The sequence below is a fragment of the Candidatus Enterococcus courvalinii genome (genome assembly GCF_017315945.1).
GTDB lineage: Bacteria > Bacillota > Bacilli > Lactobacillales > Enterococcaceae > Enterococcus_B > Enterococcus_B courvalinii.
Genome location: NZ_JAFLWI010000001.1, coordinates 1 through 19,298, shown reverse-complemented (window position 1 = coordinate 19,298; position 19,298 = coordinate 1). Strand labels below are relative to the sequence as shown.

The 19,298-nt window shown below is 37.3% G+C and carries 20 protein-coding genes, 1 tRNA gene and 1 other annotated feature; of the genes, 15 read left to right on the top strand and 6 right to left on the bottom strand.

Annotated features, from left to right (window positions below):
* The first annotated feature begins 193 nt into the window (after positions 1–193).
* Entirely contained in the window at positions 194–823 is a 630-nt protein-coding gene (upp, locus tag JZO71_RS00105) for a uracil phosphoribosyltransferase (RefSeq protein ID WP_067482804.1), read from the top strand.
* 96 nt (positions 824–919) lie between these two features.
* Here upp and JZO71_RS00100 read toward each other — a convergent pair whose 3' ends face one another.
* Both JZO71_RS00100 and JZO71_RS00095 read right to left on the bottom strand, forming a co-directional pair.
* Positions 920–1,204, bottom strand: a complete 285-nt coding sequence (locus JZO71_RS00100; RefSeq protein WP_206897710.1) for a DUF1905 domain-containing protein — start codon at positions 1,202–1,204, stop codon at positions 920–922.
* A 447-nt stretch (positions 1,205–1,651) separates the two neighbouring features.
* Positions 1,652–1,724, bottom strand: a tRNA-Thr gene (locus JZO71_RS00095).
* Between the two features lie 123 nt (positions 1,725–1,847).
* Between JZO71_RS00095 and JZO71_RS00090 the strand changes: the two genes are divergently transcribed.
* Positions 1,848–2,084, top strand: a complete 237-nt coding sequence (locus tag JZO71_RS00090; protein ID WP_067482796.1) for a hypothetical protein — start codon at positions 1,848–1,850, stop codon at positions 2,082–2,084.
* 122 nt (positions 2,085–2,206) lie between these two features.
* Here JZO71_RS00090 and JZO71_RS00085 read toward each other — a convergent pair whose 3' ends face one another.
* Positions 2,207–3,151 (bottom strand): glycosyltransferase family 2 protein, encoded by a 945-nt coding sequence (locus JZO71_RS00085; RefSeq protein ID WP_206897565.1) that lies wholly within the window; start codon positions 3,149–3,151, stop codon positions 2,207–2,209.
* Positions 3,152–3,440: 289 nt separating this feature from the next.
* Here JZO71_RS00085 and JZO71_RS00080 point away from each other — a divergent pair, with 289 nt between their 5' ends.
* On the top strand, positions 3,441–3,917 hold the full coding sequence (locus JZO71_RS00080; protein ID WP_206897564.1) for a methylated-DNA--[protein]-cysteine S-methyltransferase: 477 nt from the start codon (positions 3,441–3,443) through the stop codon (positions 3,915–3,917).
* 94 nt (positions 3,918–4,011) lie between these two features.
* Here the strand turns inward: JZO71_RS00080 and JZO71_RS00075 are convergent, their stop codons facing one another.
* On the bottom strand, positions 4,012–5,055 hold the full coding sequence (locus JZO71_RS00075; protein ID WP_206897563.1) for a YeiH family protein: 1,044 nt from the start codon (positions 5,053–5,055) through the stop codon (positions 4,012–4,014).
* Positions 5,056–5,238: 183 nt separating this feature from the next.
* Positions 5,239–6,204 (bottom strand): TDT family transporter, encoded by a 966-nt coding sequence (locus JZO71_RS00070; protein WP_206897562.1) that lies wholly within the window; start codon positions 6,202–6,204, stop codon positions 5,239–5,241.
* A gap of 305 nt (positions 6,205–6,509) precedes the next feature.
* On the opposite strand from JZO71_RS00070, the gene JZO71_RS00065 reads away from it, so the two are divergent.
* The 12 genes from JZO71_RS00065 to sufB all read left to right on the top strand — a co-directional run bounded on the left by JZO71_RS00065 (position 6,510) and on the right by sufB (position 17,959).
* Entirely contained in the window at positions 6,510–7,331 is an 822-nt protein-coding gene (locus tag JZO71_RS00065) for a LysR family transcriptional regulator (RefSeq protein ID WP_206897561.1), read from the top strand.
* A gap of 143 nt (positions 7,332–7,474) precedes the next feature.
* Positions 7,475–8,662, top strand: a complete 1,188-nt coding sequence (locus JZO71_RS00060) for an FtsW/RodA/SpoVE family cell cycle protein (protein WP_206897560.1) — start codon at positions 7,475–7,477, stop codon at positions 8,660–8,662.
* 4 nt (positions 8,663–8,666) lie between these two features.
* A complete protein-coding gene (locus JZO71_RS00055) occupies positions 8,667–9,023 on the top strand; it encodes an arsenate reductase family protein (RefSeq protein WP_206897559.1) in 357 nt (118 codons plus the stop codon).
* 1 nt (position 9,024) lies between these two features.
* Positions 9,025–9,363, top strand: a complete 339-nt coding sequence (locus JZO71_RS00050; RefSeq protein WP_206897558.1) for a glycine cleavage system H family protein — start codon at positions 9,025–9,027, stop codon at positions 9,361–9,363.
* A 78-nt stretch (positions 9,364–9,441) separates the two neighbouring features.
* Positions 9,442–9,694: a binding site (T-box leader), on the top strand.
* Positions 9,695–9,765: 71 nt separating this feature from the next.
* Complete coding sequence (locus JZO71_RS00045) at positions 9,766–10,800, top strand: methionine ABC transporter ATP-binding protein (RefSeq protein WP_206897557.1); 1,035 nt, start codon at positions 9,766–9,768, stop codon at positions 10,798–10,800.
* Positions 10,793–11,479: a methionine ABC transporter permease gene (locus JZO71_RS00040; RefSeq protein ID WP_206897556.1), complete on the top strand. Its 687-nt coding sequence runs from the start codon at positions 10,793–10,795 to the stop codon at positions 11,477–11,479. Before JZO71_RS00045 ends, JZO71_RS00040 begins: the two co-directional genes overlap by 8 nt.
* A gap of 25 nt (positions 11,480–11,504) precedes the next feature.
* Positions 11,505–12,350, top strand: coding sequence for a MetQ/NlpA family ABC transporter substrate-binding protein (locus tag JZO71_RS00035; protein WP_206897555.1), 846 nt, complete (start codon positions 11,505–11,507; stop codon positions 12,348–12,350).
* Positions 12,351–12,801: 451 nt separating this feature from the next.
* On the top strand, positions 12,802–13,575 hold the full coding sequence (gene sufC, locus JZO71_RS00030; RefSeq protein ID WP_206897554.1) for a Fe-S cluster assembly ATPase SufC: 774 nt from the start codon (positions 12,802–12,804) through the stop codon (positions 13,573–13,575).
* Between the two features lie 12 nt (positions 13,576–13,587).
* On the top strand, positions 13,588–14,877 hold the full coding sequence (gene sufD / locus JZO71_RS00025) for a Fe-S cluster assembly protein SufD (RefSeq protein WP_206897553.1): 1,290 nt from the start codon (positions 13,588–13,590) through the stop codon (positions 14,875–14,877).
* Positions 14,874–16,106 carry a cysteine desulfurase gene (locus tag JZO71_RS00020; RefSeq protein ID WP_206897552.1) on the top strand — a complete coding sequence of 411 codons (1,233 nt, stop codon included), beginning with the start codon at positions 14,874–14,876 and terminating at the stop codon, positions 16,104–16,106. The genes sufD and JZO71_RS00020 overlap by 4 nt, the downstream gene beginning before the upstream one ends.
* The gene (gene sufU, locus JZO71_RS00015) at positions 16,093–16,563 is read left to right on the top strand and encodes a Fe-S cluster assembly sulfur transfer protein SufU (protein ID WP_206897551.1); all 471 of its coding nucleotides are present in this window, start codon (positions 16,093–16,095) and stop codon (positions 16,561–16,563) included. The genes JZO71_RS00020 and sufU overlap by 14 nt, the downstream gene beginning before the upstream one ends.
* Positions 16,564–16,567: 4 nt before the next feature.
* Positions 16,568–17,959: a Fe-S cluster assembly protein SufB gene (gene sufB / locus JZO71_RS00010; RefSeq protein WP_206897550.1), complete on the top strand. Its 1,392-nt coding sequence runs from the start codon at positions 16,568–16,570 to the stop codon at positions 17,957–17,959.
* A gap of 142 nt (positions 17,960–18,101) precedes the next feature.
* Here sufB and JZO71_RS00005 read toward each other — a convergent pair whose 3' ends face one another.
* On the bottom strand, positions 18,102–19,043 hold the full coding sequence (locus JZO71_RS00005) for a hypothetical protein (RefSeq protein WP_206897549.1): 942 nt from the start codon (positions 19,041–19,043) through the stop codon (positions 18,102–18,104).
* Between the last annotated feature and the right edge of the window lie 255 nt (positions 19,044–19,298).

Here is a 19,298-nt window from a genome sequence, read left to right as displayed (position 1 = left end):
GCAAAACAAGTAAATGAAGAAGAACGAAGATTTTGATAAGAGTGGAGTGATTTCCTCAAAAATGTAACTGATTCGTTTTAAACAAATTGAACTACGCCATGATTTTCTTCAGGAAAAAGGCAACTCGGACTAGCTAAACTGAGAATTTTGTTTTAAAATAAAAAAGAAACGACAGAACAAAGGAGAGCTAAAAATGGGCAAATTTCAAGTGATCGACCATCCATTAATTCAACACAAACTGACTATTATTCGAGACAAAAACTGCGGAACAAAGGTTTTTCGTGAAGTTGTCGATGAAATCGCTATGTTAATGGCGTATGAAGTATCACGTGATATGCCGCTAGAAGATATCGTCATTGAAACACCAATTACAGAATCAACACAAAAAACATTGTCAGGTAAAAAAGTAGCAATTGTACCAATCTTGCGTGCAGGGATTGGAATGGTTGATGGAATCTTAGAATTGATTCCTGCTGCTAAAGTTGGCCATATTGGTTTATATCGTGATGAAGAAACATTAGAACCACACGAATATTTCGTTAAATTACCTGAAGATATCGACGTACGTCAATTATTTGTAGTTGATCCAATGTTAGCAACTGGTGGTTCAGCAATCATGGCTATTGACGCTTTGAAAGCACGTGGCGCATCAAACATTAAATTTGTTTGTCTTGTTGCTGCACCAGAGGGCGTGAAAGCTTTACAAGAAGCACACCCAGATATTGATATCTACACAGCCGCTCTTGATGAAAAATTAAATGAACAAGGTTACATCGTTCCTGGCTTAGGGGATGCGGGTGACCGATTGTTTGGAACAAAATAATTAAACAGCTTATAGTTGTTTAATCAATAAAACACCTAGCTTCTGATATCAGAAGCTAGGTGTTTTTAATTACAGGTTTTAAATGAGGAATTTATTTTATAAAAGTGGGGAGATTGTTACTGTAACCAACTGGCCAATCTCTTTTTTGATTTTCTTGCGAATTTCTTTTTTGATGCCAAGAATATAGCAAATACTGCCGTCTTCATTTTTCACGCCCATGTTTACAATACTTCCCTGATACTCTTCACCATCAAAAGTAGCATGGACTTTTACGCGTCCTTGATTAAATTCTTCTCGGACATCGTAAGGGAAAATGGCATAGGCACCACCTTTACCAACTTCAGAAGAATAAATTTTTGATTCAAACTGATAATTTTTCATCATGGGTAAACTTCCTTTTACTATGAAGGATTATTGAATATGAAATAAATAAGTGATTTTTGCTACAAAAAGGAGCCTAGGACAAGAGAATGTCCAAGACTCATACAGTTGTTTGATTAGGAGCCAAGCGCTTTATGCCGGCTACTTTTTATTTCTAGAAAATTTTTTTATTACTTGAAGTTAACGGCTTTGCGCCACAACCTTATCCACGGTGCTCAAGAAGTAACTCCTTCTAATAACCCTAAATTTCACGAAAATTTGGGAAGCAATTTCCGAAAATGTATTCTTATTTGTTGGAGCTGGACACTTCTTTCACGACCTCTATTCACGGTGTTCCCAAAACAACTCCTCGAAATAGCTTACAGCCACTTCAAAATATGGAAAGCTATTTTGAGTATCTGCTCGTTATTTTGTCGGAGCTGAACGTTTTGTGCCACGACCTTTTTATGCCAGCTGCAGGGATCGAACCTGTGACCTACGCGTTACGAGTGCGTTGCTCTACCTACTGAGCTAAGCTGGCGAAAGCCAAAGAAATTATAAACCCAAATTTAATTAATGTAAAGAGATATTCATAGATTTTCTCAATTTCATGATTTTTTTCATAAAATGTGCTATAATTGTAATGAAAGGCAGGTTTTATGAAATGGCAACTTTTGGAAAATTTGATACACATGTCGTCCCGTCAGAATTGGGTGAAAAATTTACAATTGACACTCACGTCACTTTTACAGTACATGGAAAGCCACAAACTGGCACGATTTCAAAGCAGCTTAAGAATTCTGCAGTGGTTGAGATTGATGAAACTGCTGAAAATGCCAACCTGATGACCCAAAGCAAAGGCGTAGTTATCATTAACTACAAACAATTACAAAAAATTTAGTTCTGAACCATCTCGTATCAGTGAGATGGTTTTTTCTATGTCTTTTTATAAAATACAAAAGAGACTAGGACTTATTTTAGTCTTAGTCTCGTTAAAAAAATGTGCATTGATTGACGTATCTTTTAGTGAGAATCAATTTGATGAGGCTTCATCTTTTCAGTTTCTCGAACGATGTAAATAGGGCGGCGTTTGGTTTCATGGAAAATTTTTCCAATATATTTTCCAATAATTCCAAGACACAACAACTGGATTCCACCAATAAATAAGGTGATAGAAACCATCGAAGGCCAGCCGGATGTGGGGTCCCCGAATAAAAGAGCACGAACAATGATGAATAAGATCGCAATTCCGGAACCAATACAAGAAAGTGCACCAATTAATGCAGCTAATGTTAGAGGGGCATCAGAAAAATTGATGATGCCATCAATCGAATAACTTAACAATTTCCAAAAAGACCATGAAGTTTCTCCAGCTACACGTTCACGATTTTCATAAGAAAGATATTCTGTTTTAAAACCAACCCAGCTAAATAAACCTTTAGAAAAGCGATTGTATTCCGTTAATTCTAAAACAGCATTGACCATTTGACGCGTCATCAAACGAAAATCACGGGCGCCATCCACCATTTCCGTGTCGCTGATTCGGTTGATCAATTGATAGAATTTTTTGGCAAAAAAGCTCCGGATCACGGGTTCGCCTTCCCGAGTAGATCGTCTTGTTCCGATGCAGTCAACATCAGAGGTCAAGATTCGTTCAATCATTTCAGGTAACAATTCAGGTGGATCTTGTAAATCAACATCCATGACGGTGACTAAATCACCCGTTGTAGCTTGCAAGCCGGCGTATAATGCTGCTTCTTTTCCAAAATTTCTGGAAAATGAGACGAAGCGCACGGAATCATGTGCAGCGGCTAATTCTTTGATGACAGATAAGGTCTGATCTTTGGACCCGTCATCAATAAACAAGTATTCAAAAGTATAAGTGCCACGATATTTTTCAACTTCTTGGAAAAAAAGTGGAATTGCTGCTTCTTCATTAAAGCAGGGGACGACGATAGAGACTTTCATTCGTTTGTTCCTTTCTGTTGCTCAACAACTAGTACTTGGTTAGTTGATAATTTGAGTAGTAGAGCTTTTTATTATTGATAGGTCTAGTGTAGCATTTCATTTAAAATTTAAAAAATTTTTCTTTAAAGAAATTGCTAAAAATTAGGAAGAAAACTAATACGAGTTGCAATTTTTCTTGAGATAGTAGATGATGAAACAAACTTTTGAAATAGTTTAAAACATGAATTTTACATAGAATTCGAAGGAGGAAAGCCTACCATAAATCTGTTGAGTAGGCACAAAGAAAATAATGAAGATGAACACAATTGTTGGAAATCTTTGGTTTGACGCGGATGAAAAAGGAGTAACAAAAGTTAGTTTTACTCCGATTGAAGAGAGTGAAAATGCTAATCAGGAAATCTTGCATTTAGCAAAAGAACAATTCACAGAGTATTTTGCAGAGAAGCGAGAAGAGTTTACAGTTCCATTATCGATTAAAACAGGTACAGCCTTCCAGCAAGATGTTTGGCAAGCATTAATTGATATTCCTTATGGGGAAAGCCGCAGTTACAAAGAAATCGCTCAAGCAATTGGTAATCCTAAAGCTGTCCGAGCAATTGGACAAGCGAATCGTGTGAATCCGCTACCAATTATTGTCCCTTGTCACCGAGTGATTGGACAAAATGGTCAGTTAACGGGGTATATGGGGAAAAAAGAGGAAGCATTGCAAATCAAAAAAAATTTACTGGAACTTGAAGGTGTAAAAGTAAAACACAAAAATCAGTAGAAATACCCTATAAACAAAGAAAAGCTTGAGACCATCCATTGACAAATTACTGGATGATTTCAAGTTTTTTAAGTTGTTTACGGTGTTGTTTATCTTAAAGTTGGATCAGCCAGATAAAGAACAAGGCCATGATGGTTTGAAGGATACCAACAGCTAATCCGTAAGAAAGAAATCTTGTACCTTCTTTCATGAATTTTGCAAAATCCAAACGTAATCCAATTGCTGCTAAAGCAGTGATTTCGAACCAATTACTGATAAAGTGTGCGGATTGACCAATAATTGCCGGAAGTTTGAATAAGCTATTGACGATACAAAAGAGGACGAAGCCCAAGACGTACCATGGCAAAGGTAATTTTCGTTTTGTACCTGTTCTTTTTTGATCTGCTATGATTTCAGGATTCTTTTTCTGCATAAATTTTTCAAATAAAAACACAACAACGACTAGCATCATGATACGTAAAATTTTAAATAGCATAGCAAATTGAACTACTGAAGCATCTAATAAACTCGCACCTGCAACAACTTGTCCAACAGATTGAAGTGTGCCACCTAAAAGAGCACTTTTTTCAATCAGGTTGTCACCAAATAAATGTAAACCCAGAAACGGAAGTGTTAACATCATAACAGTTCCTAAAAGATTAACCAGCGTGATGATCTGTCCTTTTTCTTCTTCATCCGCGTAGATCACTGGTGCGATAGAAGCAATTGCAGATGATCCACAGACGGCGTTCCCGCCAGCCATCATAAGTGAGGAAGTCTCACTAAACTGAAGCTTTCTTCCAATCAGGTAAGCACCAATGATTGTAACGCTCATTTGCAATAAGACAAACAACACACCTTTCGTTCCGATGTGCGCAATTGTTTGAGCAGTAACAGTTGCACCAAGTAGGAAAACAGAACATTCTAGCAATTTGCTTTCAGCAAATCTTGTTCCTATTGCAAGACTAGGTTGCTTGAAAAAAGTATTACCTAGTAAAATACCTAATAATATGGCTAAAGTTGCTGCACCAAGTTGAGGTAAGAATATAGCAAGAATCTTGCTAACAGCGGCTACTGAGACCGCCAGTAACAATCCTGGAAGAATCTTGCGTCCTCCTAATTTTTTCATCATTTTTAAATAAAAGAGCTGAGATTTCATGAGTCTGTGTTTCCTTTCATAAATAAAATAAAATAATCCTCGGATAAAAAACACCTTGATTATCGTAGCATTAATTGGATTTCCTGACAAAAACGCAAAAATACTTCTGCCTTAATCAACAATTGAAAAACAAAAGTTGAAAAAGACAAAAGTTAAAAGTTAAAAAGCTAGAAATGAAAAACATTAGACCCATTCGTTTACAGTGAATTGTTTCTGTTTTCTATGTTCTTTTAGTAAGAAAAGCAAATAATGGCCAAGTACATATAAGACCATACTTGTTGCAATTGCACATTCTACCACTTTTAAAACATTTAAAAGACCAACGGAAAAGCCGTGTAGTTCAAAATAATGTACGGTAGAAAACAAAGCTGTTGCTGAAATTACTAATGGGAAAGTGAAAGCTGCGTAGCTTGGATAGAAATGGAGTTTCAATAAGCGTGGCAACATAGAAAGCACAATGAAATACAAAATCTGTGATACTAAGAATAATGTAAGCACCAAGTAAAGATTTGGATGCTCAAAATTTTTCAAATAGCCAGTCAAGCATAGAGAGCCTGGTGCTGCAACAATAGTGATCAATGGTAATGTCGGTTGTGCCATATTCTTTACGAAAAAGACTCTTCGAAGGATGATTGGTAATAAGAATACATAGCAGGCAAGCGATAACCAGAAGAATATTTTTCCAACAAGAGGGAAAAAGTTTCCAGCTGTAACAGTGATTACGCCAAAACCGACATAAATAATGAACCAGCTTGGGTAAATCACTTCAATGGAAAGATCAGCTTTCACTACATGGCGATAGGTGAAATATAAGACCAGTACAACTTGAAAAATCACAGCAGCCAACCAAATCAATTTGACGATGGGTGCAATACTTTGAAAAGAAACAAAGTATGTACACAAAACTAGAAGTGCCATCGTGAATGTTGGTGAAACAGAACCGATGATTGGATCATGTAAACTTTGCTTTGTGTGATCAAATAATAGAAATAGCTTTCCTAAAATTAGTAACATCAAGGCCATGCTAATGATACCTAGTAAGTTGCCTATAGGGACCAAATGATACTCTTTGAATAAGTTACCTAAAGAAGCTAAACCAAGAATCAATCCACAAATAGGGACAGGAATGATTTTTAAAAAATTCTTCATTTATACTCTCCTTTTATTGTATTTATCGTTTATTGATCAAAAATCAACTAAGGCTTCTCAAAAAAGAATTCTACATAAAGTAAAGAGTTGGATGGTACTCTTTTATAAAACTGGGTTAGAAAGAGATGCCTTATGTTCCTTTACGTGTTGAATAGAAAGTTGTTATCAAGTGTTTCCTTTTTGAGAAGAACGTTTACTGTAAAAAATGTTGAAGTTTTTACATTTCCTATTATAGTGATTTTCTTGTATATTTAAATCAAATAGTTTTTATAGTTATTATAATGAAAAATTATAGGAGTGAGCGTATGTTTAAATTATTAGCTACATTTCGGGTTGCGTACGAAACTCGAAACTTTTCTCGAACAGCAGAACTTTTATTTTTGTCACAACCAGCTGTTTCAAGTCAGGTCAAACAATTAGAGAGAGATCTCGGAGTGACATTATTTCAACGAAATGGGCGCAAAGAAATGATGCCAACGAAACAAGCAGATATTCTCTATGAGCGTACATTGGTTTTATTAGAAGAGTGGGATGAAACAAGACAACAATTATTAGACGAACAAAATGAAGAAGAGATTTGTCGAATTGTTGCTTCACATACTTTTTCTGTTTATTTATTGCCAAAAGTGATGAAATATTTGATTCCAAAATTTCCCAAGGTGAACTTTGTGATCGCATTTGCTAATTCACATGATGCCTTGAATCAAGTAGCAAAGCATGAAGCGGATTTTGGCTTTATCGAAAAACCACTCGAAACTTCTGGTGTCCAAAGAAATTCACTCATGTCAGATGAATTAGTTGTGGCGGGGAATCCAGAGAGTGACCTCTGGTTAGTCAGAGAATCAACTTCGGGAGTGTTCCATTATACACAACGGTATTTTGAAGAAAAAAATATTCATGGGAGAAGAATGTTAGTAAAGAGTAATGAAGTGATTGCTGCATTATTAAAAGAAGGTATTGGTCGCTCGATTCTTTCAAAACGTGCGGTACCAGAAAATGTGCCTTCAACGTTATTAGATTATCAACGTAAGTTTTATCTAGTTCAGCGAACAAATTTAGTTTCGGAGCGCTTATTGGACATTGCAAAAGCGATTTTGATCTATAATGAACAGTATGAAAATAGTTAGACAAAGTTTTTTCGGTTAGTAATTTTTTCAGGGGAAAAATGGAAAGTTAATTTTTTCCCAAATCTCATTTGCTGAGACTTTCAATTATAGAATCAGACCGCTATAATAAATAGCAGTATGGTTTTTAGGAAAAGGGATGAAACATGGAAAAGAAAAAAAGAGCGTCAAACGATAATCGGATTGACTATGGTGTCATTTTACCAGTGTTCCTTTTATGTTTAATTGGATTACTTTCTTTATACGTAGCACTTAGTCATGATCCGAATAATCCATCTGTTCTTCGGGGAGTAGTGATGCAGACCGTGTGGTACATGGTTGGAGCTGTAGCAATTATTGTTATTATGCACCTGAATTCCAAGTGGATTTGGAAGTTAACACCCTATTTATATGGTCTGGGGTTAGTTGTTATGGGGTTGTTACTCAAATTTTATGATAAACAGCTCGCATTGGTAACTGGATCAAAAAACTGGTTTAGTTTTGGTTCTTTCACTTTTCAACCAGCGGAATTGATGAAAATTGCGTATATTTTGATGATGGCGTTGATTGTGACCAAGCATAATAGCCAGTTGAAAGAACGAACGACTCAAAACGATTTATGGCTGATTGCTAAAATGCTGCTTGTAACATTACCTGTTTTAGCTTTAGTCATGGCTCAAGATGATTTTGGAACGATGTTAGTTTTCTTGGCTATCTTCGGTGGGATTTTCTTGATGTCGGGGATTTCTTGGAAAATTGTTATACCTGTCGTAGTGATCGCTTTAGTTGTTGGGGCAGGACTGATCTACTTAGTTACAACAGAAGGCGGAAGAGATTTATTATACAAGGTTGGTTTTAAATCTTACCAATTTGCGCGGATCGATTCTTGGCTAGATCCTTTCCATGATACGTCGGGGATGAGTTACCAACCAGCTCAAGGGTTACTAGCTATTGGTTCTGGTGGCTTACTAGGTAAAGGATTCAATACCAGTGATGTATATGTGCCTGTTCGTGAATCAGATATGATTTTCACGGTGATTGGTGAGAACTTTGGCTTTATTGGCGGCGCGTTCGTAATCTTTTTATATTTTATTTTGATTTATCGAATGATTCGCGTTTGTTTTGATACAAATAATGAATTTTATGCGTATATCGCTAGTGGCTTAATCATGATGTTGTTGTTCCATGTTTTTGAAAACATTGGCGCAAATATTGGTTTATTACCATTAACGGGGATTCCCCTACCATTTATTAGTCAAGGTGGTTCGTCTATTTTAGGAAATATGATTGGGATTGGTTTGATTCTATCTATGCGTTTCCAAAATGAGACACCTGACAAAACATCTAGGAGGTAAAAGGTTGTACACATTTTATTGGTATCCAAAATGTTCGACTTGTAAAAAAGCAAAAGCGTGGTTAGATACACATCAAATCGCTTATCAAGCAGTAGATATGGTTCAGGAAACACCCACAGCTCAAACGATTGAGACTTGGCTCACAAATACTGATTTACCGATGCGTCGTTTATTCAATACGAGCGGGATGAAATATCGCGAATTAGGTTTGAAATCACAAATCGATGGTTTTTCGATCGAAGAAGCAAGCAAGCTACTTGCAACTGATGGAATGTTGATCAAACGTCCACTCTTAGTAAAAGAAGATCAAGTAGTAACAGTTGGTTATAATGAAAAAACTTATGAAGGAGCGTTAGTTTAACATGGCAGGCAAACATTTGAAGAAAACTGAAAATCTTTGGGTTTTATTTAACGGAAAAGAATACTGCATCGGATTAACGAATGAGGCACAAGAAGAATTGGGACAAGTGACTTTTATCAACTTACCAAAAGTTGGCAAGACGTATCAAAAAGGGGAACCGTTGCTTGAAGTTGAAGCGGAAAAAGCGGTTAGTGAAATTGCCAGCCCAATTACAGGAACGATTTCTTCTGTAAATGAAAAAATCGATGCTGACATCAATATTTTAAATGATGAAGATGAGATGAATGCTTGGATCTTAAGTTTTAAAGATGTTGATTCTCAAGACTTTGATCGTTTGTAATCACAGTTCATTTCAGTTAGTTCGTTTTAAAAATTGTTGACACTGGAATTTCTACTTGCTATAATCAAAGGCAATTACATGAAAGCTTTGAAAAGAAGAGTACATTTCACAGACGTTTGAAGAGAGCCCTGTTCGCTGAAAATGGGTAACGAACATGAGATGGAAGATGGTCTTAGAGCAGAGTGAGTGAGCACAAGCGAACTTACTACGGGAGTGCCCGTTATAGCACGGCAGTATGCGATTGATTATTCAAGTACTGTAAAGAGGTTATTGCTGCAAAGCATTAACGAATCAAGGTGGTAACACGGAAGTTTATGCTTTCGTCCTTTTGCTTAACGGAGCAAATGGGCGGAAGCTTTTTTGTTTATCTAAGAAAATTTTGAGAAGAAAGATGGGAAAAATATGGCACTAATCCAATTGACCAATGTCGAAAAGACTTTTGGTGGGAAAAACGGAGCAATTCATGCTGTCAACGATGTGTCTTTAAGTATCGAAAAGGGAGATATTTATGGGATCGTTGGGTACTCGGGCGCCGGAAAAAGTACATTAGTCCGCTTATTGAATGGACTTGAGCTACCTAGCAGTGGCGAGGTAATTGTAAATAATCAAGATATCACAAAATTAAAAAATAAAGAGTTACGTACTTTTCGTAAAAAAATCGGAATGATTTTCCAACATTTCAATCTGTTATGGTCACGTACAGTATTAGAAAATATCCAGTTGCCGCTCGAACTTGCAGGCATACCAAAAGCGCAACGTCGACAACGAGCGGAAGAATTATTGGGACTTGTTGGGTTGGAAGGTAGAGGAGATGCGTATCCTGCACAATTATCTGGTGGTCAAAAGCAAAGAGTTGGGATCGCGCGTGCATTGGCGAATGATCCAGAAATTTTATTATGTGATGAAGCTACTAGTGCACTCGATCCACAAACAACGGAAGAAGTGTTAGACCTATTATTGGCAATCAACAAAAAACTAAACTTAACAATTGTTTTGATTACACATGAAATGAATGTTATTCGTAAGATTTGTAACAAGGTTGCTGTAATGGAACTTGGGAAAGTAGTTGAAGAAGGCGAGGTTCTCAGTGTCTTCCGTCATCCAAAACAAGAAGTAACCAAACGTTTTGTTCAACAAGATATTGAACCAGAAGCTGACTCTACTGAGTTATTAGCTGAATTGATCAAGGAAAATCCAAATGGCCGCCTAGTTACGCTAACGTTTGACGAAAATAATGCGAATGAACCAGTAATATCTCAGGCAGTTCGTCGTTACAACGTGGATATCAATGTTGTTTATGGCAAAATCAAACAAGCAAAGGAAGGTTCGTTTGGTTCCTTAACGATTTTGATGACAGGTGTAGAAAAAGAATTAGATCAAGCAGAAGTATTCTTTACCGAACAAGGCGTAGAAGTAGAGGTGATTCACCATGGATAAAAGCTTTTCAGAAACATATTTAGATTTTAGCCAAATCAATGCAGATACAATGAAGCAAGCAATTGTTGATACTTTATACATGACATTGATTTCGATGGTTTTAGTTACAGTTATTGGATTGGTTTTAGGTTTAGTCCTTTATTCGATTGGTAGAAAAAAGAAACCTTATGCGCGTATCGTATATGGCATTGTTTCAATTATCAGTAATATTTTCCGTTCTACACCATTCATGATCTTGATGGTATTGATTATTCCATTTACAAAAGCAATCGTTGGCACGATGCTTGGCGCACAAGCAGCAATTCCAGCATTGGTCTTATCTGCAGCGCCATTTTATGCACGATTAGTTGAAATTGCTTTTCGTGAAGTAAGTCCAGGTGTTCTTGAAGCCGCAGATGCAATGGGCGCAAGTTATTGGGAAGTCATTTGGAAAGTGTTGATTCCTGAAAGTGTGCCTGCTTTGATTTCAGGATTAACGGTAACGACGATCTCAATGATTGGTTTCACCGCAATGGCAGGGGCGATTGGTGCTGGCGGACTAGGTGGTTTGGCTTGGCAAGAGGGCTACCAACGTGGTAATTTGACAGTGACATTTGTTGCAACATTGATTATTTTAGCTATTGTATTCGTTGTTCAAGGAATTGGAGATTTCTTAACGAAGAAAACAGATAGAAGATAAGAATAAATAATAGGGGGATATTAGGATGAAAAAGAAAATTTTTGGATTAGCAGCAGCACTTTTATTAACAGTAGGTTTGGCAGCTTGCGGGAATAGCGGAGATGACAGTGCAAAAGATAGCTCGGATGAAACAACATTAAAAGTTGGTGCATCGCCAACACCACATGCAGAAATTCTTGAGCACGTACAACCATTATTGAAAGAAGAAGGCATCAACCTTGAAATCGTTAAGTTTGATGACTATGTGTTACCAAACCAAGCGCTTGAAGAAGGCGACATTGATGCAAACTATTTCCAACATATTCCTTATTTAAACAAAGAAATCAAAGAAAAAGGATATGACTTTGCGAATGCAGGTGCGATCCACATTGAACCAATGGGCTTGTACTCTCAATCCATCAAGGATATCTCTGAATTAAAAGATGGTGCGACAATCATTACTTCAAACTCAGAATCTGACTGGGGACGGATCATCACAATCTTACAAGATGCTGATTTAGTGAAGGTCAAAGACGGTGTGGACCTTGAAACAGCGACATTTGATGACATTGCAGAAAACCCTAAAAACTTAAAATTCAACCATACAATCGATCCTTCTTTACTTGCGTCAACTTACCAAAATGGTGAAGGTGACTTAGTTGCAATCAATGCGAACTTTGCTTATGGTGCAGGTTTGAATCCATTAGAAGATGCCGTGCTATTAGAAAAAGACAACTCACCTTATGTAAATATTATTGCGACACGTTCAAAAGATAAAGATAGCAAGAAAATTAAAGCTTTGATCGAAGTGTTACACCGTGATGATGTTCAAAAATGGATTACTGAAAAATGGGGCGGTTCTGTGAAGCCAGTTTCAGCAGATGCAAAATAAAAAATTGTGAAAAAAGGTTGTGGCGCAAAACGTTTAGCTCCGAAAAGATAGCGAGCAGGCACGCAAAATAGCTTTTCATATTTTGGAGTGAATGTAAGCTATGTGGAGGAGTTGTTTTGGGAGCACCGTGGATAAAGGTTGAGGCGCCAAGCGATAAGCTTTACCCACATAGCTACTCATATTTTTGGAAAACTTGGGATTATTTTGAAGAAAACCAGAATAAAGTCCACGACAAACTTCACTACACACAACTATAGATATTTCATAAAAGAGTCAGCAAACAAGAACTTGTTCGCTGACTCTTTCTTTTTATACAAATTACAATGTAAAAATAAAACTTTTTTTAGAATAAGTGAAAGTTATTCTAATTTCGGCTGGTTAGAACATTGCGCTTCATTCTCAATTAGTCTAAAATGGGTGAGAACGAAAGAGAATTTGGAGGGAATTTGGCATGTCTGTCTTAGAAGTAAAAAATTTACATGTATCTATCGAGGATAAAGAAATCCTTAAAGGCGTTAATTTAGTAATGAAAACGGGCGAAATCCACGCAATCATGGGACCAAATGGAACAGGTAAATCAACTTTATCTGCTGCTATCATGGGGAACCCTAACTATGAAGTAACCGAAGGCGAAGTTTTATTCGATGGGAAAAATATTTTAGACTTAGAAGTGGATGAACGTGCACGACTAGGGTTATTTTTAGCAATGCAATATCCAAGTGAGATTCCAGGAATCACTAATGCAGAATTTATGCGTGCAGCTATCAATGCAAAACGTGATGAAGATGACAAGATGTCTGTTATGACTTTCTTGAAAAAATTAGATGCAAAAATGGATTTATTAAACATGCCTGAAGAAATGGCTGAGCGTTATCTGAACGAAGGCTTTTCTGGTGGTGAAAAGAAACGTAATGAAATTTTACAATTGCTGATGCTTGAACCAACATTCGCTATTTTAGATGAAATCGATTCAGGTTTAGACATTGATGCGTTGAAAGTAGTAGCAAAAGGTGTAAATGAAATGCGCGGTGAAAACTTTGGAGCATTAATCATCACTCACTATCAACGTTTGTTGAACTATATTACTCCTGACGTGGTTCATATCATGATGGAAGGTCGCGTTGTAATGACTGGAAATGCTGATTTAGCAAAACGTTTGGAAGCAGAGGGCTATGCTGGAATTAGTAAAGAATTAGGAATCGACTACAAAGAAGAAGAAGCGTAAGGAGGAGCAGGAATGAAAGAGAAAAACTGGCTCGACCATCTTGACGCGGTCAACGACTTTTCTTTGAGTAAAGGAGAGCCTGCTTGGATGACAGAGCTTCGTCAACAAGCATTAGCAAAAGCGAATGAGTTGGCTTTACCAAAAATTGAACGAGTAAAATTTGCTCGTTGGCCATTATTTGAGGTCAAAGAACTGGCAGATGTTGTGACAGACGCTGGGAATGTTGCTGCATTTGATACAATGAAAGACAATCCAGTGCTGGTACAACAGGGAACTTGGACTGTTTTTGAACAATTATCGACAGAATTAGCAGAACAAGGTGTGATTTTCACTGACATCTTTACTGCAATGCAAGAGTATCCTGAATTAGTACAAGAATACTATATGACAAAAGCTGTCAATATGGATGAAGATCAGTTAACTGCCTTGCACGCAGCATTTATGAATAGTGGGTTATTCCTTTATGTACCAAAAAATATCGTGATTGAAGAACCAATTGAATCTTTATTTATTCAAGATGGTGCAATTGATCAACATTTCTTTAAACATGTCTTGATTGTTGCGGATGAACACAGTGAATTTTCTTACCTTGAACGTTTCCAAACAACGGGTGAGCAACTAGCAAAAGTTTCCGGAAATATCGTGGTAGAAGTCATTGCGAAAGCTGGAGCAAAAGTGAAGTTTTCCGCAGTTGATCAGTTAGGTGAAAATGTGACAGCTTATATGAATCGCCGTGGTCATATTTTACGCGATGCTTCTGTAGATTGGGCAATTGGTGTGATGAATGATGGGAATATTGTTGCTGACTTTGATTCTGATTTAGTTGGCGAAGGTGGTCATTCTGAAGTGAAAATCGTTGCCATTAGTGGCGGCAAACAAACGCAAGGAATTGATACACGTGTGACGAATAAAGCACCACATACGATTGGTCACATTTTACAACATGGCGTGATTCGTGAACGAGGTGTGTTAACATTCAACGGAATTGGGCACATCTTAAAAGGCGCAAAAGGTGCAGATGCACAGCAAGAAAGTCGTGTCTTGATGCTTTCAGATAAAGCACGTGGTGATGCCAATCCAATTCTTTTGATTGACGAAAATGAAGTAACTGCTGGCCATGCTGCTAGTGTTGGTCGCGTAGATCCAGAGGAAATGTATTATTTGATGAGCCGTGGTTTGCATAAGGAAGAAGCTGAACGCTTAGTTATTCGTGGATTCCTTGGTTCGGTATTAACGGCTATTCCTGTTGAAGAAGTGCAAAAAGAATTGATTGAAGTTATTGAAGGGAAGTTGAATGCATGATTCATGCAGAAAAATTACGCGCTGATTTTCCTATCTTATTTCAAGAAGTAAATGATGAAGCCTTGGTATATTTGGATAATGCTGCAACGACCCAAAAACCGAAGCAAGTGTTAGATGCACTAACCAATTATTATGAGAAAGATAATGCGAATGTACATCGTGGCGTGCATACTTTAGCAGAACGTGCCACGCATGAATACGAAGCTGCTCGAGAAAAAGTTCGTCGGTTTATCCATGCAAATGAAACAGCAGAGGTTCTCTTCACACGTGGGACGACGACAAGTTTAAATTGGGTTGCACGGAGTTTTGGAGAGTTCATTCATGAAGGAGACGAAATCGTTCTTTCTTATATGGAACATCACTCCAATATCATTCCTTGGCAACAATTAGCTAAACGAAAAGGCGCAACCTTAAAGTATATCGAGTTAACACCAGAAGGATTACTTGATATGGTTGATGCCAAAGAAAAAATTACAGCAAAAACAAAGATTCTTGCAATCGCCCATGTTTCCAATGTTTTAGGTGTCAAAAATCCAGTAAAAGAATTAGCAGAAATCGTTCATGAAAAAGGTGGCGTAATCGTGGTTGACGGGGCGCAAGCTGCACCACATATGCCAATCAATGTTCAAGAACTTGATTGTGATTTTTATGCTTTTAGTGGTCATAAAATGTGTGGACCAACTGGAATTGGTGTTTTATATGGCAAAAGAACTTGGCTCGAACAAATGGAACCCGTTGAGTTCGGTGGCGAAATGATTGACTTCGTTGAACTTTACGATAGCACATGGAAAGAACTGCCTTGGAAATTTGAAGCCGGAACACCAAACATTGCTGGCGCCATTGCACTGGGACATGCGATTGATTATTTGGAAACGATTGGATTAGCAGAAATCCATCGTTATGAAGAAGAAATTGTAGCCTATGTGTTGCCTAAACTTCAAGCAATTGAAGGATTGACGATTTATGGACCGCAAGAGCCAGAAAAACGCACCGGAGTGATTGCGTTCAATTTAGAAAACTTGCATCCTCATGATGTGGCAACAGCTCTTGACATGGAAGGTGTAGCAGTGCGAGCAGGACATCATTGTGCGCAACCATTATTGAAGTATTTGCAGGTACCCGCAACAGCTCGCGCAAGTTTTTATTTCTACAATACTAAGCAAGACGCCGATCGATTAGTTGAAGCAATTCTCGCAACAAAGGAGTTTTTCCAACATGGGACTATCTAAATTAGACAATCTTTATCGTCAAGTGATTCTAGATCATTCTTCCCATCCACATCATCGTGGAAGTTTGACCGAGTCAACGAATAAAATTGAACTAAACAATCCAACTTGTGGTGATGTGATCGAATTACAAGTAGATGTGAAAAATGGCGTGATTGAAAATATCGCATTTGATGGGAGTGGCTGCTCAATCAGTACAGCCAGTGCTTCCATGATGACGGATGCCGTAATTGGTAAAACCGTTGCTGAAGCACAACACTTAACAGTTGAATTTTTACAACTCGTTCAAGGAAATGAAGTCACCGATGAAGAAAAATTAGGTGATGCAGCCATGTTAAGTGGTGTTGCGAAGTTTCCAGCCAGAATCAAGTGTGCCACACTTGCTTGGAAAGCGTTAAGTCAAGCAGTGACCGAAAATGGCACGGCGACAGCCCACCATTACCATAAAGAAGAGGAGTGAGAATATGGGCGTACCAGAATTAGAAGAATATAAATTTGGGTTTCACGATGATGTGCAACCTGTTTTCAGTACCGGAGAAGGTTTAACCGAAGAAGTTATTCGTGAAATGTCACGAATTAAAGAAGAACCAGAATGGATGCTCGATTTTCGTTTGAAGTCATTAGAAACGTTTAACAAAATGCCAATGCAAACTTGGGGACCTGACTTGTCTGATATTGACTTTGAAGCCATCAAATATTATCAAAAACCAAGTGATAAACCCGCTCGTGATTGGGAAGATGTGCCCGAAAAAATCAAAGAAACCTTTGAAAAAATCGGTATTCCTGAAGCCGAACGTGCTTATCTAGCGGGAGCCTCAGCTCAATACGAATCAGAAGTGGTTTACCACAACATGAAAGAGGAATTCGAAAAATTAGGGATTATTTTTACTGACACAGACTCGGCGTTGAAAGAATATCCAGAATTATTCAAGGAGTATTTTGCTAAATTAGTTCCACCAACTGACAACAAATTGGCTGCACTGAACTCTGCTGTTTGGTCAGGTGGTACATTCATTTATGTACCAAAAGGTGTTCGAGTAGATGTTCCTTTACAAACTTACTTCCGAATCAATGCAGAAAATACCGGACAATTTGAACGAACATTAATTATTGTTGATGAAGGCGCTAGTGTTCACTATGTGGAAGGCTGTACGGCACCAACTTATTCAAGTAATAGTTTACATGCGGCGATTGTTGAAATTTATACCAGAAAAGATGCTTATTGTCGCTATACAACTATCCAAAACTGGTCTGACAATGTCTATAACTTAGTAACAAAACGGGCAAAAGCTTACGAAGGCGCAACAGTTGAATGGATTGATGGAAACCTTGGTGCGAAAACAACAATGAAATATCCAAGTGTTTACTTAGACGGAAAAGGTGCTCGAGGCACAATGCTATCAATCGCTTTTGCTGGTGCAAACCAAATCCAAGATACCGGTGCTAAAATGATTCACAATGCACCAAACACTTCAAGCTCTATCGTCTCAAAATCAATTTCAAAAGACGGTGGCGAAGTCAATTATCGTGGACAAGTAACCTTTGCTAAAGATAGTGCAGGTTCTATTTCCCATATTGAATGTGACACGATTATCATGGATGAACTATCAAAATCAGATACGATTCCATTTAATGAAATCCACAACAGCCAAGTTTCTTTGGAACACGAAGCGAAAGTCTCAAAAATTTCTGAAGAGCAGCTTTACTATCTGATGAGCCGTGGCTTGACTGAATCAGAAGCAACGGAAATGATTGTGATGGGCTTTGTTGAGCCATTCACTAAAGAACTTCCAATGGAATATGCGGTTGAACTCAATCGTTTGATCAGTTATGAGATGGAAGGGTCTGTGGGATAAATGGCCAAACAAAAAAAGCCAAGAATGCTGCTACTATAGCATTCTTGGCTTTTTGTTTACATTCGATTTTATCAATTATCTCCTGAAAAATCTTAAAATAGAATCACTCTAGGAGAGAAATTAGGAGCCCTAATTAAAATTTTTATTGTGATTGATATTCTTTCCACCAATCTTCTTTTTGATACTCAAGTAAACGTAACTTGCCATCAAAAAGTACTTGGAAAACTCGTCTATCATTACTCAAGGTTCCATCAGGACCATTTACATTTGGTGGAACTAAGAAGAAGGTTAGCTCTCCATAATTAGTTACTGGATTAGTTCCGTGTACCCGTACTTCAAAATAGCCATTTGTTTTTTGCGGCATATCAGATGCTTTTATTTCATAATTTCCGTGGGAAGTAATTCCATTCCAATAGCCATTTTTAGATAGTGTAGGGAATACAGTAGTTCTATTATTGTAATAATCATCTGGGGCATAGCCACCTAAAGTAAATCCAGAGTCTACAATTTTCTTGTTGAAATAGTCACTTGAAAATTGACCAGCAAAGGGAGAGAGGTCTCCCTGTAGAACCACTTCATAGTTTTCATTTTCATTTGGTTTTTGTCTAGTAAAGACCATTTTATGAGTAGGGTCATCATCTTCCATAATGATTTCAATATCTGCTGCATTTACATACCTTACGAGCACATGAAATCCAGAATATTCATCAGATTTTTTCATTGGTGTTTTTGATTGTTTTTCCTGACCGGAATTTTCCCAGTTCGTTTCAAAAGTAGCATTAACATCACCTTCTAAAGTTGAATAAGATACTGCCCACCTATTTCTGCTTAATAATTTTACGTTTGCGGTATCACCTGACGTAGTATAAAAAGTTCCAGATATATCGATGAATTCCATATCTGTTGTTGGTTTATTTGGTTGTGTCATTTCTGTAATTTGCTCTTTATTAGTTGTTGAACTTTCCTTTTTTGTCTCCTCCACAACTTGAGGTTCATTGTTATTACTTGCTTTTTGTGTTGTAGAACATCCTACAAAAACTCCTATCATAAGTGTGCCTATGAATATCAGTGAAACCCTTTTCAATTTAATAACTCCTCTGCTAAAGATGATGACAATCCTCATTTTTTTATTTTTAAATAATATTCATTTATTTAATTTTATCATATGTTTTAGGGGATAGACTCTCTAAAAAAAGAATGACATTTTATAAGCTAAGTGTGCGTGAATAAAATAAGGGAATAAGCTTAGCGACAATAGTCAAAAAGGCTCAGTAGGCTAACAGCCATTTTACTTAAATCATTCAAGAAATAGTAAATAAAAAAGACCCAAGGACTCGAA